The 24,751-nt window shown below is 55.1% G+C and carries 12 protein-coding genes and 5 rRNA genes; 13 read left to right on the plus strand and 4 right to left on the minus strand.

Going from position 1 to position 24,751, the window contains the following annotated elements:
• The first annotated feature begins 466 nt into the window (after positions 1–466).
• The 5 genes from AAFM46_RS00160 to rrf (AAFM46_RS00180) all read left to right on the plus strand — a co-directional run bounded on the left by AAFM46_RS00160 (position 467) and on the right by rrf (AAFM46_RS00180) (position 10,468).
• Positions 467–3,641, plus strand: a 23S ribosomal RNA gene (locus tag AAFM46_RS00160).
• A 244-nt stretch (positions 3,642–3,885) separates the two neighbouring features.
• A 5S ribosomal RNA gene (rrf, locus tag AAFM46_RS00165) occupies positions 3,886–4,002 on the plus strand.
• An 815-nt stretch (positions 4,003–4,817) separates the two neighbouring features.
• Positions 4,818–6,353 (plus strand): 16S ribosomal RNA (locus AAFM46_RS00170).
• A gap of 579 nt (positions 6,354–6,932) precedes the next feature.
• Positions 6,933–10,107: ribosomal RNA gene (locus tag AAFM46_RS00175) — 23S ribosomal RNA — on the plus strand.
• 244 nt (positions 10,108–10,351) lie between these two features.
• Positions 10,352–10,468 (plus strand): 5S ribosomal RNA (gene rrf / locus AAFM46_RS00180).
• The 16S, 23S and 5S rRNA genes sit together here, the layout of an rRNA operon.
• A gap of 153 nt (positions 10,469–10,621) precedes the next feature.
• Here the strand turns inward: rrf (AAFM46_RS00180) and AAFM46_RS00185 are convergent.
• Genes AAFM46_RS00185 through AAFM46_RS00195 form a run of 3 tightly spaced genes read right to left on the minus strand, consistent with a single transcriptional unit; the run spans position 10,622 to position 16,097 of the window.
• Complete coding sequence (locus AAFM46_RS00185; protein ID WP_343318870.1) at positions 10,622–13,933, minus strand: ATP-binding protein; 3,312 nt, start codon at positions 13,931–13,933, stop codon at positions 10,622–10,624.
• On the minus strand, positions 13,930–14,631 hold the full coding sequence (locus tag AAFM46_RS00190) for a DUF4194 domain-containing protein (protein ID WP_343318871.1): 702 nt from the start codon (positions 14,629–14,631) through the stop codon (positions 13,930–13,932). The genes AAFM46_RS00185 and AAFM46_RS00190 overlap by 4 nt, the downstream gene beginning before the upstream one ends.
• Complete coding sequence (locus AAFM46_RS00195; protein WP_343318873.1) at positions 14,628–16,097, minus strand: DUF3375 domain-containing protein; 1,470 nt, start codon at positions 16,095–16,097, stop codon at positions 14,628–14,630. Before AAFM46_RS00195 ends, AAFM46_RS00190 begins: the two co-directional genes overlap by 4 nt.
• Positions 16,098–17,155: 1,058 nt before the next feature.
• Here AAFM46_RS00195 and rpsF point away from each other — a divergent pair.
• The 8 genes from rpsF (at position 17,156) to AAFM46_RS00235 (ending at position 23,506) form a co-directional block, all read left to right on the plus strand.
• Positions 17,156–17,461, plus strand: a complete 306-nt coding sequence (gene rpsF / locus AAFM46_RS00200) for a 30S ribosomal protein S6 (RefSeq protein WP_283531984.1) — start codon at positions 17,156–17,158, stop codon at positions 17,459–17,461.
• Positions 17,462–17,523: 62 nt separating this feature from the next.
• Complete coding sequence (locus AAFM46_RS00205) at positions 17,524–18,138, plus strand: single-stranded DNA-binding protein (protein ID WP_283531983.1); 615 nt, start codon at positions 17,524–17,526, stop codon at positions 18,136–18,138.
• 156 nt (positions 18,139–18,294) lie between these two features.
• A complete protein-coding gene (gene rpsR / locus AAFM46_RS00210) occupies positions 18,295–18,534 on the plus strand; it encodes a 30S ribosomal protein S18 (RefSeq protein ID WP_003800144.1) in 240 nt (79 codons plus the stop codon).
• A gap of 15 nt (positions 18,535–18,549) precedes the next feature.
• Positions 18,550–18,999 (plus strand): 50S ribosomal protein L9, encoded by a 450-nt coding sequence (rplI, locus tag AAFM46_RS00215; protein ID WP_283531982.1) that lies wholly within the window; start codon positions 18,550–18,552, stop codon positions 18,997–18,999.
• 565 nt (positions 19,000–19,564) lie between these two features.
• A complete protein-coding gene (dnaB, locus tag AAFM46_RS00220) occupies positions 19,565–20,944 on the plus strand; it encodes a replicative DNA helicase (protein ID WP_283531981.1) in 1,380 nt (459 codons plus the stop codon).
• Positions 20,945–21,054: 110 nt separating this feature from the next.
• Entirely contained in the window at positions 21,055–22,440 is a 1,386-nt protein-coding gene (locus tag AAFM46_RS00225; RefSeq protein WP_343318874.1) for an MATE family efflux transporter, read from the plus strand.
• Complete coding sequence (locus AAFM46_RS00230; RefSeq protein WP_343318875.1) at positions 22,437–23,045, plus strand: hypothetical protein; 609 nt, start codon at positions 22,437–22,439, stop codon at positions 23,043–23,045. Before AAFM46_RS00225 ends, AAFM46_RS00230 begins: the two co-directional genes overlap by 4 nt.
• A 74-nt stretch (positions 23,046–23,119) precedes the next feature.
• The gene (locus tag AAFM46_RS00235) at positions 23,120–23,506 is read left to right on the plus strand and encodes a hypothetical protein (RefSeq protein ID WP_343318876.1); all 387 of its coding nucleotides are present in this window, start codon (positions 23,120–23,122) and stop codon (positions 23,504–23,506) included.
• Between the two features lie 70 nt (positions 23,507–23,576).
• On the opposite strand, the gene AAFM46_RS00240 is transcribed toward AAFM46_RS00235, so the two are convergent.
• A complete protein-coding gene (locus AAFM46_RS00240; protein ID WP_343318877.1) occupies positions 23,577–24,665 on the minus strand; it encodes a BadF/BadG/BcrA/BcrD ATPase family protein in 1,089 nt (362 codons plus the stop codon).
• Positions 24,666–24,751: the final 86 nt, after the last annotated feature.

A 24,751-nucleotide genomic window follows, 5' to 3' on the forward strand; every position in this document is an offset into this window, starting at 1 on the left:
ATCAATAAGATAGCTGATGATGAGTATCGCGGCCTTGGTTTGAGTACCGCATCCTTTGGTGGGTGTGAGGAAAGAGCTGTTAGGGGTTGTTGGTAGTTGTTGTTGTGTTTGGCACACTGTTGGGTCCTGGAATAACAAGGACCGCTGATTATCGTGTTTCCTGTGGGTGAGTGCCTGTTTGTTGGGTGTTTACCTGTTGGGGGGTGTGGTGTTGGTGGTTGTGTTGTGCCTGGTTTCCCGCACATGACTTCTCTGGCCTGTTCGGTGACACACTTTTGTGTGTTGCTGTGGTTGGTGGGGTGTGTGGTGGGGTTGTTGTTTGAGAACTACATAGTGAACGCGAGCATCTTTATAAAGAAGCAATTTCTTTGAGATAATTGAACCTGGATCTGATGTCACGACCCTTTTGGGGTGGTGGTGTTGGTTTTCATGGTTCTCTCGATAAGTAAGAGTGACCAGAGTGTGTGGTCAAGTTTTTAAGGGCGCACGGTGGATGCCTTGGCATTAGGAGCCGAAGAAGGACGTAGGAATCTGCGATAAGCCTCGGGGAGTTGATAACCAAACTTTGATCCGAGGGTGTCCGAATGGGGGAACCCCGCTACCCGTTGCAAGACGAGGTAGTGACCTGCATCTGAATATATAGGATGTGTGGAGGGAACGTGGGGAAGTGAAACATCTCAGTACCCACAGGAAGAGAAAACAAAAGTGATTCCGTTAGTAGTGGCGAGCGAAAGCGGAACAGGCTAAACCGTGTCATGTGTGATAGCCGGCGGGCGTTGCATGGTGCGGGGTTGTGGGACTTACCGATCTGGATCTGCCGGTTCAGGAAGGGGAATGGTGCATGTATAGGTGAACGGTTTTGAATGGCCGACCGTAGAGGGTGAGAGTCCCGTAACTGAAATGCAGTGCACTCCCTTGGGTGAGTATCCCAAGTAGCACGGGGCCCGAGAAATCCCGTGTGAATCTGTCAGGACCACCTGATAAGCCTAAATACTACCTAATGACCGATAGCGGACAAGTACCGTGAGGGAAAGGTGAAAAGTACCCCGGGAGGGGAGTGAAATAGTACCTGAAACCGTGTGCTTACAATCCGTCAGAGCAAGCGTGCCCCTTGTGGGTAGTTGTTCTTGTGATGGCGTGCCTTTTGAAGAATGAGCCTGCGAGTTAGTGTTACGTCGCGAGGTTAACCCGTGTGGGGAAGCCGTAGCGAAAGCGAGTCTGAATAGGGCGAGTTTAGTGGCGTGATCTAGACCCGAAGCGAAGTGATCTACCCATGGCCAGGTTGAAGCGCGTGTAAGAGCGCGTGGAGGACCGAACCCACTTCAGTTGAAAATGGAGGGGATGAGCTGTGGGTAGGGGTGAAAGGCCAATCAAACTTCGTGATAGCTGGTTCTCCCCGAAATGCATTTAGGTGCAGCGTTGCGTGTTTCTTACTGGAGGTAGAGCTACTGGATGGCTAATGGGCCCTACAAGGTTACTGACGTCAGCCAAACTCCGAATGCCGGTAAGTCAGAGCGCAGCAGTGAGACTGTGGGGGATAAGCTTCATAGTCGAGAGGGAAACAGCCCAGACCACCAACTAAGGCCCCTAAGCGTGTGCTAAGTGGGAAAGGATGTGGGATTGCTTAGACAACCAGGAGGTTGGCTTAGAAGCAGCCATCCTTAAAAGAGTGCGTAATAGCTCACTGGTCAAGTGATCCCGCGCCGACAATGTAGCGGGGCTCAAGTACACCGCCGAAGTTGTGGATTTCAAACATGACCCTAAAAATGTTCCTCGTGAGTGTTTTTCAGGGGTTTGGAGTGGTAGGGGAGCGTCGTGTGGGCATTGAAGTCGCAGTGTGAACTAGCGGTGGAGCCTACACGAGTGAGAATGCAGGCATGAGTAGCGAAAGACGGGTGAGAAACCCGTCCGCCGAATGATCAAGGGTTCCAGGGTCAAGCTAATCTGCCCTGGGTAAGTCGGGACCTAAGGCGAGGCCGACAGGCGTAGTCGATGGACAACGGGTTGATATTCCCGTACCGGTGAAGAACCGCCAATATTGAACCGGTGATACTAACCACCCAAACCATCATTGAGTGTCCTTCGGGACCAGGATGTGTGGGGAGCGTGGGAACTGAACCGGGGAGGTAAACGTATTAACAGGTGTGACGCAGGAAGGTAGCCGAGCCGGGCGATGGTAGTCCCGGTCTAAGGACGTAGGAAACACGATAGGCAAATCCGTTGTGTTGTCTTCAATGACGATTCTGAGATCTGATGGGACCCCCGTAGGGGGGAATTCGGTGATCCTATGCTGCCTAGAAAAGCATCGACGTGAGGTTCTAACTGCCCGTACCCCAAACCGACACAGGTGATCAGGTAGAGAATACTAAGGCGATCGAGAGAATTATGGTTAAGGAACTCGGCAAAATGCCCCCGTAACTTCGGGAGAAGGGGGGCCTGCCACGTGAAGGACACTAGCTGTCCGTGAGCGTGTGTGGGCCGCAGAGACCAGGGGGAAGCGACTGTTTACTAAAAACACAGGTCCGTGCGAAGTCGCAAGACGATGTATACGGACTGACTCCTGCCCGGTGCTGGAAGGTTAAGAGGACCGGTTAGCACACTTGTGTGCGAAGCTGAGAATTTAAGCCCCAGTAAACGGCGGTGGTAACTATAACCATCCTAAGGTAGCGAAATTCCTTGTCGGGTAAGTTCCGACCTGCACGAATGGAGTAACGACTTCCCCGCTGTCTCAACCATAAACTCGGCGAAATTGCAGTACGAGTAAAGATGCTCGTTACGCGCAGCAGGACGGAAAGACCCCGAGACCTTTACTATAGTTTGGTATTGGTGTTCGGAGTGGCTTGTGTAGGATAGGTGGGAGACTGTGAAGTAGCAACGCTAGTTGTTATGGAGTCATCGTTGAAATACCACTCTGGTCACTTTGGACATCTAACTTCGGCCCGTAATCCGGGTCAGGGACAGTGCCTGATGGGTAGTTTAACTGGGGCGGTTGCCTCCTAAAGAGTAACGGAGGCGCCCAAAGGTTCCCTCAGCCTGGTTGGCAATCAGGTTTCGAGTGTAAGTGCACAAGGGAGCTTGACTGTGAGAGGGACACCTCGAGCAGGGACGAAAGTCGGGACTAGTGATCCGGCGGCACATTGTGGAATGGCCGTCGCTCAACGGATAAAAGGTACCTCGGGGATAACAGGCTGATCTTGCCCAAGAGTCCATATCGACGGCATGGTTTGGCACCTCGATGTCGGCTCGTCGCATCCTGGGGCTGGAGTAGGTCCCAAGGGTTGGGCTGTTCGCCCATTAAAGCGGTACGCGAGCTGGGTTTAGAACGTCGTGAGACAGTTCGGTCCCTATCCGCTGCGCGCGCAGGAAATTTGAGAAGGGCTGTCCTTAGTACGAGAGGACCGGGACGGACGAACCTCTGGTGTGTCAGTTGTACTGCCAAGTGCATCGCTGATTAGCTACGTTCGGATGGGATAACCGCTGAAAGCATCTAAGCGGGAAGCCCGCTTCAAGATGAGATTTCCCTACACGTAAAAGTGTGAGAGGCCCCCAGCTAGACTACTGGGTTGATAGGCCGGACGTGGAAGCGAGGACTAAAGACTCGTGAAGCTGACCGGTACTAATAGGCCGATAACTTACACCACACACACTTTATAAAAACAAGTATGCTCGCGTTCACTATGTGGTTCCCAACCAACAAACCCACCCGTTTGTTCGGACAGGAAACAAAAAAAACATGACACCACCAAAACCTATAAACCCCTCAACCTGGGTTTATAGAAATGGTAATTACATGTATAATAAAATAGAAATAGAAGTTGTTCATCACAAGAACACCCAACAAACCACCCACACCAACACAGTCGTGCTGGCCCGTGGGGAATGAGTTACGGTGGTCATAGCGTGGGGGAAACGCCCGGTCCCATTCCGAACCCGGAAGCTAAGACCCACAGCGCCGATGGTACTGCATTCGTGAGGATGTGGGAGAGTAGGACACCGCCGGACAACACATAAAAAGGTCGAGGCCCCACACCACACGGTGCGGGGCCTCCCTCAATTTAACACACGTTTAAAGGCCAGCCCCACCCCAACAAAAGACCACCCCAAGGTGCGCACGGCGCAGTCCCACAGGCCGGGCACAATAAGCCGGCATCACTTTTGACTAGTGGCCCAGGAGTATCTGACGTATTGGCCTTGCGGGGCTCTGGCACGGCTCAGAACCTTGCCTCTAGGGAACGCCAGCGCCCACGAGAGCAGTCTTCTGCGGTTACCCCTCCGCCTGGATCCAGTTGTGTTCTCTACGCGCCGCAGAAGGTCCCGAGCTGTCATCGCCCAAGCCGCCGGAATGGCAGATCCGCGGATTGTAGGCATATGCGCACGGGTGTTCTTGTAGGCCGGGAGCCGATTTGCGTGTGGGTGTTTTTGTGTGTATTGTTTTTCGAGTTGCCCTGCTTGTTGGGGGAATGGTTTGCCTGGGTTTGGGACTGGTTTTGTTGGTTCTTTTCCTGTGTTTTGGTGGTGTGGTCTGCTGGTTGAGGGATTTGCATTGTTGAGGCTTTATGGGTAAGGTTGGAAAGTTGCCTCGGCGCTGATCATCGTGAATAAGTTGTTTTGTTTGTGGTGTGTTGGCTGGGTGTGGTTGTTGTTTGAGAACTCAATAGTGTGCCAAGTTTTATTGATACCAATTTATTTATATTGAATTGGTTATTTGACTGTTTGTTGCCGCCCCTGTGGTGATGAATGGTTGTTTAGCTGGTTTCGAATTTAGTGCATGCATTCATGACCTTTTTCCGGTGTGTTTGTGTGTGTCTGTTTAGTTATTAACGGAGAGTTTGATCCTGGCTCAGGATGAACGCTGGCGGCGTGCTTAACACATGCAAGTCGAACGATGAACCTCACTTGTGGGGGGATTAGTGGCGAACGGGTGAGTAACACGTGAGTAACCTGCCCTTAACTCTGGGATAAGCCTTGGAAACGGGGTCTAATACTGGATATTGACTTTACCTCGCATGGGGTTTGGTTGAAAGATTTATTGGTTTTGGATGGACTCGCGGCCTATCAGCTTGTTGGTGAGGTAATGGCTCACCAAGGCGACGACGGGTAGCCGGCCTGAGAGGGTGACCGGCCACACTGGGACTGAGACACGGCCCAGACTCCTACGGGAGGCAGCAGTGGGGAATATTGCACAATGGGCGAAAGCCTGATGCAGCGACGCCGCGTGAGGGATGACGGCCTTCGGGTTGTAAACCTCTTTCAGTAGGGAACAAGGCCAGTGTTTAGCTGGTTGAGGGTACTTGCAGAAGAAGCGCCGGCTAACTACGTGCCAGCAGCCGCGGTAATACGTAGGGCGCAAGCGTTATCCGGAATTATTGGGCGTAAAGAGCTCGTAGGCGGTTTGTCGCGTCTGCCGTGAAAGTCCGGGGCTCAACCCCGGATCTGCGGTGGGTACGGGCAGACTAGAGTGATGTAGGGGAGACTGGAATTCCTGGTGTAGCGGTGAAATGCGCAGATATCAGGAGGAACACCGATGGCGAAGGCAGGTCTCTGGGCATTAACTGACGCTGAGGAGCGAAAGCATGGGGAGCGAACAGGATTAGATACCCTGGTAGTCCATGCCGTAAACGTTGGGCACTAGGTGTGGGGGACATTCCACGTTTTCCGCGCCGTAGCTAACGCATTAAGTGCCCCGCCTGGGGAGTACGGCCGCAAGGCTAAAACTCAAAGGAATTGACGGGGGCCCGCACAAGCGGCGGAGCATGCGGATTAATTCGATGCAACGCGAAGAACCTTACCAAGGCTTGACATGAACTGGAAACACTTGGAAACAAGTGCCCCGCTTGCGGTCGGTTTACAGGTGGTGCATGGTTGTCGTCAGCTCGTGTCGTGAGATGTTGGGTTAAGTCCCGCAACGAGCGCAACCCTCGTTCTATGTTGCCAGCACGTAGTGGTGGGGACTCATAGGAGACTGCCGGGGTCAACTCGGAGGAAGGTGAGGACGACGTCAAATCATCATGCCCCTTATGTCTTGGGCTTCACGCATGCTACAATGGCCGGTACAATGGGTTGCGATACTGTGAGGTGGAGCTAATCCCAAAAAGCCGGTCTCAGTTCGGATTGGGGTCTGCAACTCGACCCCATGAAGTCGGAGTCGCTAGTAATCGCAGATCAGCAACGCTGCGGTGAATACGTTCCCGGGCCTTGTACACACCGCCCGTCAAGTCACGAAAGTTGGTAACACCCGAAGCCGGTGGCCTAACCCCCTTGTGGGGAGGGAGCTGTCGAAGGTGGGACTGGCGATTGGGACTAAGTCGTAACAAGGTAGCCGTACCGGAAGGTGCGGCTGGATCACCTCCTTTCTAAGGAGCACCGAGTATCACGGTATGGCCCGCATGGGTTGTGTTGGTGGTAGGAGGAGTAAAGACTCATTGCCAGGACGTCTGTTTCTGGGTGAGTTGCTCAAGGGTGGAATATCAATAAGATAGCTGATGATGAGTATCGCGGCCTTGGTTTGAGTACCGCATCCTTTGGTGGGTGTGAGGAAAGAGCTGTTAGGGGTTGTTGGTAGTTGTTGTTGTGTTTGGCACACTGTTGGGTCCTGGAATAACAAGGACCGCTGATTATCGTGTTTCCTGTGGGTGAGTGCCTGTTTGTTGGGTGTTTACCTGTTGGGGGGTGTGGTGTTGGTGGTTGTGTTGTGCCTGGTTTCCCGCACATGACTTCTCTGGCCTGTTCGGTGACACACTTTTGTGTGTTGCTGTGGTTGGTGGGGTGTGTGGTGGGGTTGTTGTTTGAGAACTACATAGTGAACGCGAGCATCTTTATAAAGAAGCAATTTCTTTGAGATAATTGAACCTGGATCTGATGTCACGACCCTTTTGGGGTGGTGGTGTTGGTTTTCATGGTTCTCTCGATAAGTAAGAGTGACCAGAGTGTGTGGTCAAGTTTTTAAGGGCGCACGGTGGATGCCTTGGCATTAGGAGCCGAAGAAGGACGTAGGAATCTGCGATAAGCCTCGGGGAGTTGATAACCAAACTTTGATCCGAGGGTGTCCGAATGGGGGAACCCCGCTACCCGTTGCAAGACGAGGTAGTGACCTGCATCTGAATATATAGGATGTGTGGAGGGAACGTGGGGAAGTGAAACATCTCAGTACCCACAGGAAGAGAAAACAAAAGTGATTCCGTTAGTAGTGGCGAGCGAAAGCGGAACAGGCTAAACCGTGTCATGTGTGATAGCCGGCGGGCGTTGCATGGTGCGGGGTTGTGGGACTTACCGATCTGGATCTGCCGGTTCAGGAAGGGGAATGGTGCATGTATAGGTGAACGGTTTTGAATGGCCGACCGTAGAGGGTGAGAGTCCCGTAACTGAAATGCAGTGCACTCCCTTGGGTGAGTATCCCAAGTAGCACGGGGCCCGAGAAATCCCGTGTGAATCTGTCAGGACCACCTGATAAGCCTAAATACTACCTAATGACCGATAGCGGACAAGTACCGTGAGGGAAAGGTGAAAAGTACCCCGGGAGGGGAGTGAAATAGTACCTGAAACCGTGTGCTTACAATCCGTCAGAGCAAGCGTGCCCCTTGTGGGTAGTTGTTCTTGTGATGGCGTGCCTTTTGAAGAATGAGCCTGCGAGTTAGTGTTACGTCGCGAGGTTAACCCGTGTGGGGAAGCCGTAGCGAAAGCGAGTCTGAATAGGGCGAGTTTAGTGGCGTGATCTAGACCCGAAGCGAAGTGATCTACCCATGGCCAGGTTGAAGCGCGTGTAAGAGCGCGTGGAGGACCGAACCCACTTCAGTTGAAAATGGAGGGGATGAGCTGTGGGTAGGGGTGAAAGGCCAATCAAACTTCGTGATAGCTGGTTCTCCCCGAAATGCATTTAGGTGCAGCGTTGCGTGTTTCTTACTGGAGGTAGAGCTACTGGATGGCTAATGGGCCCTACAAGGTTACTGACGTCAGCCAAACTCCGAATGCCGGTAAGTCAGAGCGCAGCAGTGAGACTGTGGGGGATAAGCTTCATAGTCGAGAGGGAAACAGCCCAGACCACCAACTAAGGCCCCTAAGCGTGTGCTAAGTGGGAAAGGATGTGGGATTGCTTAGACAACCAGGAGGTTGGCTTAGAAGCAGCCATCCTTAAAAGAGTGCGTAATAGCTCACTGGTCAAGTGATCCCGCGCCGACAATGTAGCGGGGCTCAAGTACACCGCCGAAGTTGTGGATTTCAAACATGACCCTAAAAATGTTCCTCGTGAGTGTTTTTCAGGGGTTTGGAGTGGTAGGGGAGCGTCGTGTGGGCATTGAAGTCGCAGTGTGAACTAGCGGTGGAGCCTACACGAGTGAGAATGCAGGCATGAGTAGCGAAAGACGGGTGAGAAACCCGTCCGCCGAATGATCAAGGGTTCCAGGGTCAAGCTAATCTGCCCTGGGTAAGTCGGGACCTAAGGCGAGGCCGACAGGCGTAGTCGATGGACAACGGGTTGATATTCCCGTACCGGTGAAGAACCGCCAATATTGAACCGGTGATACTAACCACCCAAACCATCATTGAGTGTCCTTCGGGACCAGGATGTGTGGGGAGCGTGGGAACTGAACCGGGGAGGTAAACGTATTAACAGGTGTGACGCAGGAAGGTAGCCGAGCCGGGCGATGGTAGTCCCGGTCTAAGGACGTAGGAAACACGATAGGCAAATCCGTTGTGTTGTCTTCAATGACGATTCTGAGATCTGATGGGACCCCCGTAGGGGGGAATTCGGTGATCCTATGCTGCCTAGAAAAGCATCGACGTGAGGTTCTAACTGCCCGTACCCCAAACCGACACAGGTGATCAGGTAGAGAATACTAAGGCGATCGAGAGAATTATGGTTAAGGAACTCGGCAAAATGCCCCCGTAACTTCGGGAGAAGGGGGGCCTGCCACGTGAAGGACACTAGCTGTCCGTGAGCGTGTGTGGGCCGCAGAGACCAGGGGGAAGCGACTGTTTACTAAAAACACAGGTCCGTGCGAAGTCGCAAGACGATGTATACGGACTGACTCCTGCCCGGTGCTGGAAGGTTAAGAGGACCGGTTAGCACACTTGTGTGCGAAGCTGAGAATTTAAGCCCCAGTAAACGGCGGTGGTAACTATAACCATCCTAAGGTAGCGAAATTCCTTGTCGGGTAAGTTCCGACCTGCACGAATGGAGTAACGACTTCCCCGCTGTCTCAACCATAAACTCGGCGAAATTGCAGTACGAGTAAAGATGCTCGTTACGCGCAGCAGGACGGAAAGACCCCGAGACCTTTACTATAGTTTGGTATTGGTGTTCGGAGTGGCTTGTGTAGGATAGGTGGGAGACTGTGAAGTAGCAACGCTAGTTGTTATGGAGTCATCGTTGAAATACCACTCTGGTCACTTTGGACATCTAACTTCGGCCCGTAATCCGGGTCAGGGACAGTGCCTGATGGGTAGTTTAACTGGGGCGGTTGCCTCCTAAAGAGTAACGGAGGCGCCCAAAGGTTCCCTCAGCCTGGTTGGCAATCAGGTTTCGAGTGTAAGTGCACAAGGGAGCTTGACTGTGAGAGGGACACCTCGAGCAGGGACGAAAGTCGGGACTAGTGATCCGGCGGCACATTGTGGAATGGCCGTCGCTCAACGGATAAAAGGTACCTCGGGGATAACAGGCTGATCTTGCCCAAGAGTCCATATCGACGGCATGGTTTGGCACCTCGATGTCGGCTCGTCGCATCCTGGGGCTGGAGTAGGTCCCAAGGGTTGGGCTGTTCGCCCATTAAAGCGGTACGCGAGCTGGGTTTAGAACGTCGTGAGACAGTTCGGTCCCTATCCGCTGCGCGCGCAGGAAATTTGAGAAGGGCTGTCCTTAGTACGAGAGGACCGGGACGGACGAACCTCTGGTGTGTCAGTTGTACTGCCAAGTGCATCGCTGATTAGCTACGTTCGGATGGGATAACCGCTGAAAGCATCTAAGCGGGAAGCCCGCTTCAAGATGAGATTTCCCTACACGTAAAAGTGTGAGAGGCCCCCAGCTAGACTACTGGGTTGATAGGCCGGACGTGGAAGCGAGGACTAAAGACTCGTGAAGCTGACCGGTACTAATAGGCCGATAACTTACACCACACACACTTTATAAAAACAAGTATGCTCGCGTTCACTATGTGGTTCCCAACCAACAAACCCACCCGTTTGTTCGGACAGGAAACAAAAAAAACATGACACCACCAAAACCTATAAATCCCTAAACAAAGGTTTATAGAAATGGTAATTACATGTATAATAAAATAGAAATAGAAGTTGTTCATCACAAGAACACCCAACAAACCACCCACACCAACACAGTCGTGCTGGCCCGTGGGGAATGAGTTACGGTGGTCATAGCGTGGGGGAAACGCCCGGTCCCATTCCGAACCCGGAAGCTAAGACCCACAGCGCCGATGGTACTGCATTCGTGAGGATGTGGGAGAGTAGGACACCGCCGGACAACACATAAAAAGGTCGAGGCCCCACACCACACGGTGCGGGGCCTCCCTCAATTTAACACACGTTTAAAGGCCAGCCCCACCCCAAGATGCGCACGGCACAGTCCCACAGGCCCGGGAAATGAACAGTCCCGGCCCGGATGGGCCCCATGAATCTAGGAAGGTTCTCCTAGGACAATGTCAGTTGCGGTGGCCGGTGACCGACCAGTGTCAAGGAATCCAGAGACGTTTGCCTGCGGGTGCTTGATGATGTCTGTGATAGAGCCCAGGTGCCTTGACAAGTCGACCTTGTCCTCAGGGGCGGCCAGCAAGAGTTGGAAACCGAATTCCTGTAGAGCGTTGATGCCTGCGCCGGCGTATTCCGAGTTGGCCTGAATAAATGCTTCATCGATCATGACGGTGCCGTAGGTACTGTAACCCTGGGTGTCAATACCCAGCTGATAGGCAAGGGCGGCTCCCATAATAAAAGAGGTGAAACGCTGCCCCTCACCGCCTGAAAGTGTGCCGGGCTCCAAGCCGACTTCCACCTCACCGTTCGGACGGTGTTCGTTGCAGCTGATAGTCACATGCTGGCGTACGTCCAGCACTGTGTCCGCCCAATGAGACATGGTGGGATCCTGCAGAGCGTTGACCAGTCGTTCCAATTGCAGATAGCTGGCCGCCATGGTGTCCTCGGTGGCCTTGGTGTAAGCATTCCCCAGGGCTTCTTTGAGTTCGCCTCTGAAGACTCTGGCCTCATCGGGAATAGTGGTCTTCACTTCGAGGCGCAGCCGGCTGCCTTTCTCAAAAGGTACGTCTGCAAGAATCTGGTTTAGTGGCAGGATTCGTTCCTCAATGGAACGCCGTTCCTCTTCCAGTAATTGCAGGAGATCTGAGAATCGTTCGTAGGAGCGGTTATTGAAATATTCTCTGAATTGTTCCTGTCGCTGCGGTAGCCCTTCGGAAACAATGCGTCTGTACAACTCCTCATAGTGTTGCGCTGCCTCGGCACCAGTTCCATGACTGGAGCTCATGAGAGGGCCAAACTGGCGGGCAAAGCTCTTGAATATTTCGCTTAATGCTCCCTCGGCGCGGAACTGGCGCTCTTTGATTGTGGTGATGCGCTCACCCAAGTCCACGGTAGCGTGGCTCAGCAGAAGCTCCAGCTCATCCAAGGAGGTAGGACCGCCGTCGAGCAGATAGGGTGAAAACGCCTCCAGCGCCCAATCAGCCGCCCGGGCCGGCTGCATATCTCCTGACAAAACAGCACGAACGCTGCTGAGTTCCTTCTCGATCCCGGACAAGTCATGGTGCAGCACAGCCACGTTTCCCACAGCAGCCTCTAGATCTGTAGTGGCTTCAGCGAGAGAAGCACGCAGTTGGGCTAGCGTGGCACTGCCGGCAATAGTTTGATCCAGGGTGGTTTGTAGCTCTGCCTGACGAGCCACTAGTACGCCGGAGTCCAGCTGGTCAAAAGTGCGGACGTCTTCGGCAATCCGCTGCATGGCTGCGAGTCTTCTTGTCGATTCTTCCTTGGCCAGGCTGCTCTGCGTTGCGGCTACCGCTGATTGAGCATGATCGGTAGCAAAGCCTGTTACCTGCTGCTGCAGTTGGGCAATTTTCGCGACGTTGTTGAAGCCCAAGAGATAGTCGGAGGCGCTGATGGTTCGGGTGTCGCGTTCAAACACGGCGGCGCTGAGCTTGACTGTTCCCGCGCGGGAAATGGCCCTGGCATGTTGGTGCAGGGCGGCATCATCTGGTACGCAGGTAAAAGCGTAGTCTGCGGTGATCTTCTCGCGAAGCCATGACCCAGGCTCTGAGTCATGGAAGTCTAATTTGTTCACCAAATGGTCTTGACCCGGCTGCTCCCTTTTTGCAGGTTGAACTGACATGCCAAGGTTTATCCAACGGAGTTTGCCCAGGCCGTCAAGTCCGTCGATTGCCGAGGTGACAGCGCCAATATCGCTGCCTCTTACAAGCAGTGTGGTGGCGAGTGAGCGCAGGACCTTTTCTGCAGCAGGGCGCCACACGATGTGCTCGGTGCCGATGTCCACGAGCTCACCTGCAAAAGGTAGGTCCTCGGGGGCCAAACCAGTAGCAGCGCAGATGGCTCGGCGAGCCGACGCGCTACGCGGATCAATATTCGAGCCCCGACGTTGGTAAGAGTCAATTTCGGCCAGCAACGCTCTTTCCTGTGCCTTGAGGTTAACACTCGCCGCCACTGCCTCATACTCGCGTGTACGAGCGGTTTGTGTTTCTGCCAGCTGATGTTCGACGCCGGCTGCCGCAGCTGTGCGGGCTGCATCCAGTCCCTTTGCACTCCAGAAATACTCGATGCGGACACTGTGAAGGTCCGCACGTGCTTCGGATTCAAGACGCTGCCGTTCAAGCAGGTCTCGTTTACCGCTCCGAATGTCCTTTTCCAGGCCTTCTATGGCCCGGCCGCCATGGTTGGCCTGCTGCTCCGACAGTGAAGCCACACTGGCAGCGAGGGCCTCTTTGGCCGTTGTTGCGGCCTTGATTTGTGTTTCTTTGTTTGCCCGAGCATCGCTAAGGGTAGACGCTTTTGTGGTGAGAAGTTCGTTTTGGAACTGGTGGCGCAACAGCGGGAGTTGGGTCTTCTGAAGATCAACTGTGCGGTTGTGCAACTCACTGAGTTCGTGGTGTTTCTGATGAAGTTCGGGCACCGGGGCTAGGGCGTCGCGCTGCTCGCGGGCATCCTCCAGCTGGCGATAGATACCGCTGAGGTGGTTGAAGTCCTCAACAGCGGCCGCTGCGGCCGTCAGTGTGGACGGTTTATCCAGCACCTCATAACGGAAGAATCGGTTGACCCCTTTGTCTAGACCCTTTCCGTTTTGCAGTGTACGCAGCAGACTAAAAGCCTTGTCATTGTCAATACCGAGTTTGCGACGGAAGCGTTCCGCAAAGGTTCTGTGCACATCGAAAGTCTCCGCTCCCGGCAAGGCGGCATTTAAAGACGACGGCGAGAAGCGACGGCTGCCATGGTTTTCCAAGGCCGCTGTGTCCAACGGTCTGTCATGGATGACGTAGTGCTTGCCCACCTGGCCTTCGAGCCCGTTGGCGGGAAGGTCAAAAAGCGCAGAGATCGTCACGTGCCTCCCCAGTCCGTCCTCGAAAACAAGGGCGGTGGCAGACCAGGTAGAGCTGGGCCGTTGGTACATCACGCCGTTGTCCGTCTTGATCTTACGACCGCGCATGTAACTAAAAGTGGTCCGACGATCTTTGCGGTTAGACGCCTCGTGGGCCGATTCATTCAAGCGTGGGGAAGCATAGAAAATATGCTGAATACCGTCGAAGAGTGTCGACTTTCCAACACCGGGATGCCCCGTGAGCAATGTGCCGGCCCGGTCAACGTACATACTGTGGCGGCCGTGGAAAGTACCCCAGTTGATGATTTGGATCTGGCTCAGCCGAAATTGACCGGGATTGATCTCTTCGCCGATGGGCAGGGTGGTTGCAATACTCACAACAGGCCCTCCTGTGCTGGGCCGTCGCTGGAGTCGGAGTCTAAGGAGTTGTGAGGCTCGTTCTTGTCCAGGGCGGAGAGATAAGCGGGAATTTGATCGATTGAGTCGAAAGGCAGAGCCAATGCCAGGGCGTTGCTGACTCGGTATTCGTTGAGCAGTTCGGTGGGCAGAATCAACTTTAGATTAAGAAGGCGAGCTAGTGCTGCGTCCGTTTGTTCATCCAAGCGTTTGTCATCAACTATGCCGGGCTGGCGGTGTTCGGCAAGTATTTCCCTGGCCCCGGCGCGAGAGATACCCACATCTGTGCCGGAGCCGGCATGGCGGTCCAGCAGTACACGAAGGCGCAAAGCCAACAGGGTCTCTTCGCGGCGCAACGGTTTGCGGGCAACGATCGGCTGTGTGTGAACGGCCTCAATGTCTGCTGGGGTTAGCAGTGCTATCTTGCGTTCAGAATCTACGCTCAACAACAAGAAGATCTCGCTGAGATACTGACGCAGAGACACGTCGTGCGTCAGGATTGTTGTCCACAAGGCGGGTTCTGCGCCGCCGTCAACATACGGTCCACGCAGCAATCGAACCAGCACCTGGCGCAACTCCAGCGGGAAGGAGCCGGTGTCGCCGTCAAACAGGGTTCGCTCGGTGCCCCTAGAGTTGCTAATTTTTTGCAGCTCCGGCGTTGGGTGTGAAGTGCCGCTCATGGTGAAGAGTCCTTAACGAACGTGAATAACGGGACGCGAGCTGTGCGCGTTGTGCCGTCAATTTGGGTGAAAGTCAGTGTTTCGGTGCGATCTGGGTCAATGTCGTTCACGAAAGTGTTTGCTGCCCCCCGGGCAGCAAGAACCAAACCCCGGATGGAGTTTATGTGCTGCAGATCAGCTGGCAACGAGGCATACACCTCATGCAGAGTGGCGGATCCATGGCGGGTTTCTCTGGTCCGCTCGATAGCGGCATGCAAGCGTGGCATATCGGGTGCCGCTGTTGCCGGGGTGCGGTGGATATCTGCATCGCTCAACGCCGGGGGAGCGGCAAGCTTAGGTGGTGGGACGTGGTCTTCGGGATTGAAAATGCCAAGACCCGCGAGAGTTTCAAAGTTCGGTGCGTATAACAGCGGTTCAACCACCCCTGCACGGGAACCAAGCGATGCAGCAGCCACAGCCTGTTCGGCTAAATGGATGGCCTTGCGCAGCAGTACAGACTCTTTGAACTCGGCGGACTGGACATAGGCGTGCAGACTCTCGGAGAGGCGCCCATAAATGGCGTGTACCTCAGCAGCTTGACGGCGCATCTCGCGCAGCAAGGAGGCCAGATTTCTCCGCTCTTCCGCGCTGAGCTGACCGGTGAAGTCCCGCTCAAGCACCTCGTTGATTGATTGCCTGAAACGTCCCTGTTGTACCGGATCGTTGAGGAACTCGGTGAAACCTTGGAACGTCTCTCCTTCTGCCGTGCCGCGTAGTGCCAAGTCAGCGGCAAGCACCTGACCCACGGCAACACCTTTAGTGACTGAGGAGTCCATGATTTCTTGCCGGATAGAGTGCAGCATGACCTCGACGCCGTCGCGCATCCGCTTGAAATCTGCCGGCAGACCAGCCGCAAGATCCAACACACTCCGGGTGGCGGCAACGGCGGAGTCCTCGGATAGTACGGCTGGATTGGCGCCATTTCGCAGCGCAGTGATTTCATTTTCACGCTCAGCGATTTCAGCTTCGAGAGTGGCAATACGGGATTTCGGGTCGGGATCGCTTTGGCGTGAAAGCGCCTCAATACTGTTAAGCAGCGTGCTCAGTCGTGAGCTGTTCAAATTGGTGCGGCTGCCGGTCAGCGTATCCGTAAATGCCAGGACCCGGGCCGTGGAGGCAGTGGGTTCATAGAAGAACTTTCCGTCAACCATGGGCCGGGAAAGAAACTGGCTTCGCACCCAAGAATCGGCGTAGTTGGAAGCCTGCCAAGCCTCATTTAGGCTGAGGTTTTCATCGCGCAGTTCCTTCATGAATTCCGCTAAATCGCCGTGAAATTCCTCCAGCGGCATGCGTTGCCTGGTCGCCGTGAAGACGGAGCGCAGAAATGCCACCGTCCAAGGGGACCCTTGTAGTAGTTTCCAGGCGGGGCTGGCCCGTAGTTCTTTTTGCGCGTGCCATTGCGCAACGGCATTGTCAGTGAAGCGCATGGCAGGACCTTTCGGCAGGCAAAGAGCGGTGTTCATTCCATTTTAAGGCATGCGGCCAGCGTGGAGGGACGCCCCCAGTGGGTCCGGGGCACTTTGGGGCAACAGGATTTTGCTATTCAGCAGTGAAAGCCGAATGGCGATCTCCGGAGCGTTCTGAGCCACAGACTTTGGCCAGCCGTAGCAAGGCGGAACAGTCTCATCCAGTTGTTTGTGCAGCTTCTTGAGGTCTGCACAGGCGCCTTCGTCCGTCAGGTTGGACGAGCTCCTTGTAGTCCGCAGTGGTGGCGGGAAGTAGTACTTATGCGTCCTCCGTAGAAATGATGAACCCCTTGCCACCGGGATCTGTAGTGAGAACTCCGTTGGCAACGACATGGTCCGGCCACGCTGACCGTGCGCGGTTCTGTGGAACAGAGTTGGGTCCCACTAGCCCGGCTCGCTGGAGAAGGGAGATGTCCACCAATGGCAGGGGATCTTCAGCCCTGCATGTTGTAGAGCGGAATGATGAGGATTTCACCAACGGGGACGTGCATGCCCTTGGCTACCGTCACGATCAAGTACTTTGAAGTCGCAGAGTAGTTTGAAGTCGCAGAGTAGATCGAGCAGCTCCACACCCGGGGTGGGGGATTCGATTGCTTGGATGCGTTCGCGCCACGGGCAGATCATGCTGGGCTCGACTTGCCGCCATTCACAAAGTGCCTCCAGGCCAAGTTCCCTACCTGGTTGTGGTTGCCTTCTCCCCAGAACAGCGATTGCATCATCGAGTGCCAGCTTGGCGATGGCGTTTTCCTAGCTCAACAGGACACCGGAAACATCTTTCATGACCTGCTCGTGCGCGGCATAAAGTAGATCCAAAACATCCGCTGGGAACTATCCACAGCGTGTGGTGAGAGTTACGCACAGAGGTGAGTGTCCGGCGTCGTACTTACGGTAGGATGGGTGAGTCTGTGCTGGTACCAAGATCACTCACGTAGTGCAATAGGTACCGGTGCGGCACCGCAAATGAACCTCCTGTTACGGAAATGCCGTAACCGCCTAGACCAAAGGAGGTGGGTTCACATATGCGTCCTTACGAACTGATGGTAATCATCGACCCCGATGTTGATGAGCGTACCGTTGAGCCGTCGCTTCAGAAGTTCCTGAATGTCATTACCACCGATGGTGGAACCATCGAAAAGGTTGACATCTGGGGCCGTCGTCGCTTGGCTTACGACATCCAGAAGAAGTCTGAAGGTATCTACGCCGTGGTGAACTTCACCGCAGCGCCTGCTACCGCTCAGGAACTTGATCGCTTGCTTGGTATCAATGAGACCATCCTGCGCACCAAGATCACACGTCCGGAAGAGCAGAAGGTTGTTGCCGAATAATTTCGGTAATTTCTTTTTAGTTTTTTCTTTGTAGGAAAACACCAAGCAGGAAGCAGGAGCAGATGGCAGGCGAAACCACTATTACGGTTGTTGGTAATCTCACCAGTGATCCGGAACTTCGGTTTACCCCGAGCGGTTCAGCAGTAGCGAACTTCACCATTGCGTCGACTCCGCGAACCTTTGACCGCCAGAGCAATGAATGGAAAGACGGCGAAACGCTGTTCCTCCGTGCATCGATCTGGCGCGAAGCGGCCGAGAACGTTGCCGAATCCCTCACAAAGGGCATGCGCGTGATTGTTTCCGGTCGGCTGAAGTCGCGGACCTACGACACCAAAGAAGGCGAAAAGCGCACCGTCATGGAGCTTGAGGTCGACGAGATCGGCCCCTCGCTGCGCTATGCCAATGCCAAAGTAAACCGTACCCAACGCTCCGGCGGTCAGGGTGGCGGAAACTTCGGTGGAGGTAACAGCGGCCAGGGCGGCCAGGGCGGAAACTTCGGCGGCGGAAACGCCGGCGGGGGACAAGGCGGCTTTGGCGGCAATTCCGGCGGAGGAAACTTCGGCGGTAATGGCGGCCAGCAGCAGCAATCCGCACCGGCAGCTGACCCCTGGGCAACGCCCGGTGGTGGCTCCTCCGGTTGGGGCGCCGGCCCGGATAACTCCGAGCCTCCCTTCTAAAGCGCAGCGCGTCCCCTTTCGCTTCGGCTTCGCCGCCGCGTTAGGACTCTGGAGCGCCAAGCTTTTTGTTTTACAAGAAATGTGCGGCATCCGCCGTACGCAAACCATCCCGCGGATTAATATCCACGGGCTCCACGAATACTAAGGAGCTCCACGATGGCTAAGGCTGAACTCCGTAAGCCCAAACCAAAGTCCAACCCCCTGAAGGCCGCTGACATCACAGTCATCGACTACAAGGACGTAGCATTGCTGCGCAAGTTTATTTCTGATCGCGGAAAGATCCGTGCGCGCCGCGTCACGGGTGTCACCGTTCAGGAGCAGCGCAAAATCGCACAGGCAATCAAGAATGCCCGCGAAGTTGCATTGCTGCCCTACTCCGGCGCTGGCCGCGGTTAAGGGAGATAGATACACATGGCAAAGATCATTTTGACCCACGAAGTAAGCGGCCTCGGTGCCGCTGGTGACATCGTTGAGGTGAAGACCGGTTACGCACGTAACTTTCTTCTGCCCCGCGGCTTCGCACTGACCTGGTCCAAGGGTGGCGAGAAGCAGGTGGAAGCCATCAAGGCTGCCCGCCTCGCCCACGCGCACGCTTCAACTGAAGCTGCTCAGGAGCAGGCAACCGCTCTGCAGGCACACGCTGTAGTCCTGAAGGTAAAGGCTGGCGACTCAGGTCGTTTGTTCGGTACCGTCAAGGCTGACGACGTTGCAAAGGCTGTAGCCGCTGCAGGTCTGGGAACTATTGACAAGCGCAAGGTTGAACTGCCGGCCCACATCAAGTCGGTTGGCAAGCACACTGCAAATGTTCGTCTTCACGACGATGTTTCAGCTGTTATCACCTTGAACGTTGTAGCAAGCTAGTACTCGCTTCATCGTTTAGAAAGATCCGGCACCCAGTTATGGTTGCCGGATCTTTTTTGTCTAAAATGCCGCCGAACACGGTGGCTTGTTGGGGTTGTCGGGGGTACATGCGCGGGCATGTATGAAGGTCAGGGCTGCTATTGATGAGAGTTGTCGGGATATCCACAGAGGGACATATATCTGTGGATATGATCGCGCCTACCCGTGTTTATGCGCACTGTCAAGCGGCTGCGGATGGCTGGTACGGTAGCCCAAAAATGTTTATTTCCACAGGCAGTGGACAGTGTTTGTGCAGGTCAGGGCAGTATTGCGCACCATTCTATTAAGTTGTGCACATTATTGTCCCCATGCTGTGCACAAGCTGAGGCACTTAATGCACCGGTTATCCACAGCATCGGTGGACAACGGGGTTGGTAGATGCTCTTTCACCGTCTAACGTAGCCATTGAGCTCTCCATAACGACGCCTTTGTCGGTACCAGCTGGTAAGGAGTAGTAATACCAAAGAACATGCCACCGCAGGGTGCGCAAAGACCCGGCCAGCAGGGCAGAAAGAGAGCATCAGACATGTCGGCTCCAACCAGAGAATCAGGAACATCCTCCCGCGAACCTGATTTCGCCAGGACACCGCCTCAGGACCTTGTCGCAGAACAAAGCGTCCTGGGTGGCATGATGCTCTCCAAGGATGCGATTGCCGATGTGGTGGAGGTTCTGCGTGGCACAGACTTCTACCGCCCCTCCCACGAGAGTATCTATGAGGCCGCGCTGGACCTCTACGGCCGCGGTGAGCCTGCTGATGCCGTGACGGTGGCAGATGAGCTCACCAAGCGTGGTGAGATCACTAAAATTGGTGGCGCAGCCTACTTGCATCAACTGATCCAATCAGTTCCCACCGCAGCAAACGCTGGATTTTATGCTGAGATCGTTGCTGAGCGAGCCGTGTTGCGTCGCCTGGTCACTGCCGGCACTAAAATTGTCCAGATGGGTTATTCCCAAGACGGAGAAGTTGAAGAGGTCGTTAACGCCGCTCAAGCCGAGATTTTTGCCGTAGCTGAACGTCGCACCACAGAGGACTATGTGCTGCTCAAAGACGTCATGGAAGCCACCGTGGATGAGATTGAGGCGTCCGGACACAAGGGGCAAGGGATGACCGGTGTGCCTACCGGTTTCTATGAATTTGATGAACTGACCAATGGCCTGCACCCGGGGCAGATGATAGTGATAGCCGCAAGACCCGCTGTGGGTAAAAGTACTTTCGCGCTTGACTGGGCGCGTTCGGCAGCCATTGATCACAACATGGCCACCGTGGTGTTTTCCTTGGAAATGGGTCGTAATGAGATTGCCATGCGTCTGCTGTCGGCGGAAGCAACCATTAGCCTCCAGGACCTTCGCAAGGGAACAGTCAAAGATGATCAGTGGTCCAAGATCGCCACAACCATGGGGCGAATGAACGAGGCTCCGCTGTTTATAGATGATTCTCCTAATATGTCCCTTATGGAAATTCGTGCCAAGTGCCGCCGCTTGAAACAACAGCACGACCTAAAGCTCGTAGTCCTGGATTACTTGCAGCTCATGTCCTCAGGTAAACGTGTGGAGTCACGCCAGCAGGAAGTCTCGGAGTTTTCCCGTGCACTGAAGCTGCTGGCCAAGGAACTGCAGGTTCCTGTGGTGGCACTGTCACAGTTGAACCGTGGTTCTGAGCAACGTACGGACAAGAAGCCAATGATCTCCGATCTACGTGAATCAGGCTCGATTGAGCAGGACGCCGATATGGTGATTCTGCTGCACCGTGAGGACATCTATGACAAGGAATCAGCCCGTGCCGGTGAAGCGGATGTCATCGTTGCCAAACACCGTAACGGCCCCACGAAAACGATCGTGTTGGGTTTTCAGGGCCACTATTCACGGTTTGCCAATATGGCTAGCGACAACGGCCAAAGTTACTAACGCCACCGTGGTGAATATGATCAGGGAAGTCTTCAGGAACCCTGCGGGAGCCTCCGTCAGGCGTGGATAACTGCACGGGCGGGTTCAAAGGTTGCCGATACTGTTGACTCATGCCTAAATCCGTAACGCCCAATGCTGCCTCTGCACAGACCCGGCGCTCAACATCGAAAGCGATTCGCGGCTTAGCTATCCCCGCCTTTGGCGCGCTCATTGCGGAGCCCCTGTTTTTATTGGCCGACTCCGCCATCGTTGGCCATTTGGGCGTCCCCCAATTGGCTGGAGTGGGCCTCGCCGCGACGCTTCTTCAGACGGTTGTTGGACTCATGGTGTTCCTGGCATACTCAACGACGCCGGCAGTTGCGCGGTTGCTAGGAGCTGGGAGACGCGCTGAGGCACTGGCAGTGGGCCGGGACGGGCTCTGGCTGGCGGCACTGCTAGGCATTGTCCTTGCGGTTGTGGGCATGTTTGCCAGTGGTGGCCTGCTGAACGCTATGGGTGCCAGCGGGGAAGTTCTGGGGTACGCAAACGAATACTTCAGGACCAGCTTGGCAGGGATTCCAGCGATGCTATTGGTCATGGCGGCCATGGGTGTTTTGCGTGGTCTCCAAGACACCAAGACCCCGCTGATCGTCGCTACGCTCGGATTCGCCGTCAACATCGTGATGAATTTTGTTTTCGTATATGGTTTCGGAATGTCCGTGGGGGGAGCGGCACTGGGAACAGTGATCGCACAGTGGGGAATGGCAGCTGTATACCTCGTCATCGTTGTGCGTGCAGCACATCACTATGGTGTGGGGATCCGCCCCGACTGGGTCGGAGTGCGGGCGGTCTCAAGAGTGGGCAGCTGGCTTATGCTGCGCACCCTGTCTCTGCGAGCCGCCATTTTGGTCACTGTCCTGGTGGTGACGGCCCAAGGTCCCACAAACCTGGCAGCACACCAGCTTGCTATGACGCTCTTCAGCTTCCTAGCCTTCGCTCTTGATGCCCTCGCCATCGCGGCCCAGGCGTTGATTGGCAAAGAACTGGGGGCTGACAATATTTCTCAAGTACGTGTTTTGACACGAACAATGACGAGATGGGGACTTGCTTTTGGTGTTCTCACCGGGTTTGGCCTTTGGGCGGTATCCGGCGTCGTTGGATGGATCTTCACAACAGATACGAACGTTCACGCCGCGCTGACGGCGGCCTTGCTTGTTATGGCGGTTGGGCAACCACTGGCTGGCTACGTTTTTGTGCTCGACGGCGTTCTCATCGGAGCCGGTGATGCGCGCTACTTGGCCTTGGTTGGCGTGGGCAACCTAGTGATTTACCTGCCGTTACTTTTCTGGGTTTCGCAGCTGCACTTTGGCGATACAGTCCGTGGAATGTTCTGGGTATGGGCGGCATTTAGTGTGGGCTATATGGGAGCCCGCGGCTTGACGTTGGGACTGCGTGCGCGCACCGGCCGTTGGATGCAGGTAGGGGCTCCCGCTAGCCGGGCTAGACTTGAGGGGTGAGTGAAACCGCCCTTCCCCAGTCAATCAACGCCAACACCAAGACACGCAGAGCTAGCCCACTGTGGCGCCCCGTACTGCTGCGAGCCGTGGTCACCCTAGTTATTGGTCTCATTACGGTCTTTTGGGAGTCACCTGGAACCCTTGGCCTTTGCGTAATTTTCGCCATCTACTTTCTTGCGTTGGCAGCAGCTCAGTCCTTGCTTGTGCGCACCCTGGCCCTGCCTCTGCGGGACACAAGGAGGCTGGTTCTTTTGGGTGCAGCCGGTTTATTGGCGGTTAGTGGCGTGTTGGTGGCGGTTGCCGGCAGCGCAAGCGTTGCTGCCTGGCTCGGTGGCGCAGCGCTTGCCGTCATGGGTGCGGCCGAGCTCTTTGCGGCTCTGTTCAAGCCTGCGGGGAACACTGAAGCTAAATCCGTGCTTCGAAGTGACTGGATAATCTCCGGCGTTCTTGGCGTTGGCACTGGTCTGGTGCTGCCATTTTTTGTCGCAACAGGTGAGCATGCGTTGATGGGTGTGGCCGGAGGAGGTGCCCTGATGACAGGTGCACTGTGGACGTTATCTGCGCTCACACTGCGCCATGATGGCCGGAGGGCAAAAGGCCAGTAAGCTAGATATCGTATGTTCTACTTTGCGTAGAATCGTGTGGTGCGTGAGACATCAAACAATCTAAAGGACTAATTGTGGGCAGTATCGAGCCGCAGAACCCGAACTCGGGTAATTCCATTAAGTTTCCACTCAGCTTCTCCTTTGCTCTGGGTGGGGTTGCCGGTCTAGTCACCTTGGTAGTTTCCGCGGGTGGGCTTATCCACGGATTGCGCTGGGATTTGGCAGGCATTGCTTTCGGCATTGCTTTTGTTGCAACCTTACTTATTTCTTCCTTGTTGGTCATGGGACACAAGGAAAATGACCCCCACCTTAGCGAAGGCTCAGGGGTGAACAGGAAGTCCTCGGACCGCCTGGAGCAGGCAAAAAACAACGCCACAAACCACAACGGGACAGTGGCTGCGCCAGAGCAATCTGCGCCGGAGAAATCTAAAGACACTCCTCCTCACAACGATTCCAAGTAGCGAGTCGCCTACGCGCGAGCACCAGGCGGACGCTCGCGGGGATCGCGCAAGCCCCACGGAGTCATTGCCATCACCTGAGCGCCGCCAAACTCTCACTGATGCGGGTAAAGAGAGTTTCATCCACCTCAATGCCATTTCGTTTGAGCACCAAAACAGCGGAGCCCACTACGCCGTCGTGAACCAGCACGGGAGCGAACGCATCCACTCGTGCGGTTAGCCCGATTGACTTATCTTGTGCCGCCCCTCCCGCAGCGGATTCAGCAGCTAGAACGTCAAGCACGGCAGAAGCCAACGGCTCTGCCCTGGTCAGTACGCTCCCACCAAAAACTAGCGGCTGTGCACCAACGGAAGCCGGTTGGCTGCCCACTGACTGCTGTGGGCTGGCTTTTCCAGGCCCTTGACCAGCAGCCCCGCTGATCGCCAGCAGTGTGCGGGCCAGGGCTCTCGCTGCGCGCGCAACGATGTCTTGGGCAACGGGGTCGTCCGTTACGGCAAATACCATGGGTGCAAAATGTGAAAGTTCAATGGGGCTGCGCTCGTAAACCTTGGAAATTAGCTGCTGCTGAGCGCGGAGCCGGCCCTGGGTGCGAGCGTCCATGACAAGCGGAATGTTCAGCTCACCCAGGACGAGTGCTGTAAGCGCTGTTGCCGGACCGCGGCCATCAAGAGCCGATGCGACGGCTTGTGCTACCTCGCGACCAAGCCAGAACCCTGACCCCGAGTCTCCCAGCAGCCAGCCCGTCCCATCTGCCACAGCAGCCAGGCGACTCTCGGCGATGCGGGCAGCAACAGCGCCGGTGCCTGCTATCAACGCGCACCCATCATCATGAAAAGTTCCGGAGTAAAAAGCAGCCAATAAATCAGATTCGATCATCACATTTTTCGTAAGTCCCAGTGTGAGGAACCGGTCCCGGTACAAATCTGTTGGCAGTTCAAGTGATGCACCGGCCATGGCAATAAGCGCATTAGCGAATGGCTTCGGGGCTCCGCCAAGGGCTTTGATCGCGGCCTCCTCCAGTGCGTCCAAAGCGGGTCTAAATCCCCGCGAAACCGGGTTTCCACCCCCTGCCGTCCCGTACCCTAGGCAGTGCCCGGAAGAGTTGAGGAATACGGCGCGTGTGGACGTGCCACCAGCGTCAATGGCAAGAAAATTGGGCATCGTTATCATTCCGTGTCTAGATGTGACTTGACTTACATGCGGGATGATAATAGTTTTCATTATGTAGCCACCTCGAAGAAATGGAT

It is taken from the genome of Arthrobacter sp. TMP15, assembly GCF_039529835.1.
GTDB lineage: Bacteria > Actinomycetota > Actinomycetes > Actinomycetales > Micrococcaceae > Specibacter.

Excerpts from the sequence above, each read along its gene's own strand:
- AAFM46_RS00240 (WP_343318877.1), bottom strand. The coding sequence starts at position 24,665 with ATGCCCAATTTTCTTGCCATTGACGCTGGTGGCACGTCCACACGCGCC.
- rpsR (WP_003800144.1), top strand. The coding sequence starts at position 18,295 with ATGGCTAAGGCTGAACTCCGTAAGCCCAAACCAAAGTCCAACCCCCTG.
- rpsF (WP_283531984.1), top strand. The coding sequence starts at position 17,156 with ATGCGTCCTTACGAACTGATGGTAATCATCGACCCCGATGTTGATGAG.
- AAFM46_RS00225 (WP_343318874.1), top strand. The coding sequence starts at position 21,055 with ATGCCTAAATCCGTAACGCCCAATGCTGCCTCTGCACAGACCCGGCGC.
- rplI (WP_283531982.1), top strand. The coding sequence starts at position 18,550 with ATGGCAAAGATCATTTTGACCCACGAAGTAAGCGGCCTCGGTGCCGCT.
- AAFM46_RS00205 (WP_283531983.1), top strand. The coding sequence starts at position 17,524 with ATGGCAGGCGAAACCACTATTACGGTTGTTGGTAATCTCACCAGTGAT.
- AAFM46_RS00190 (WP_343318871.1), bottom strand. The coding sequence starts at position 14,631 with ATGAGCGGCACTTCACACCCAACGCCGGAGCTGCAAAAAATTAGCAAC.
- dnaB (WP_283531981.1), top strand. The coding sequence starts at position 19,565 with ATGTCGGCTCCAACCAGAGAATCAGGAACATCCTCCCGCGAACCTGAT.
- AAFM46_RS00195 (WP_343318873.1), bottom strand. The coding sequence starts at position 16,097 with ATGCGCTTCACTGACAATGCCGTTGCGCAATGGCACGCGCAAAAAGAA.